The organism is Microvirga pakistanensis (assembly GCF_004458765.1).
Lineage (GTDB): Bacteria > Pseudomonadota > Alphaproteobacteria > Rhizobiales > Beijerinckiaceae > Microvirga > Microvirga pakistanensis.
On the sequence record NZ_SPJX01000125.1, the window covers coordinates 1 to 223 of the forward strand.

Below are 223 nucleotides of genomic sequence, written 5' to 3' on the forward strand. Positions count from 1 at the left end.
GACATCGAGACGGCTGACGGCCGTCACCTTCGCCACCATGCGAAGGCCGTTCGCGGCACGCCGGAGAACCCGATGGAAGTCCATGAAATCCAGGCAAAGGCTCTTGATCTCATGACGCCGATCATCGGCTCCAACCGCGCGACCGAGCTGATCGATCGAATCCTCAAGCTTGAGGAACTCCCGACAGTGCGCGATCTACGTCCGTGGCTTGCCGTCTGACGCC

The 223-nt window shown here is 61.4% G+C and carries 1 pseudogene; it reads left to right on the plus strand.

The annotated features are described in order from the left end of the window. A pseudogene (locus tag E4K09_RS28790) lies at window positions 1–219 on the plus strand (MmgE/PrpD family protein); the annotation flags it as partial. Between the last annotated feature and the right edge of the window lie 4 nt (window positions 220–223).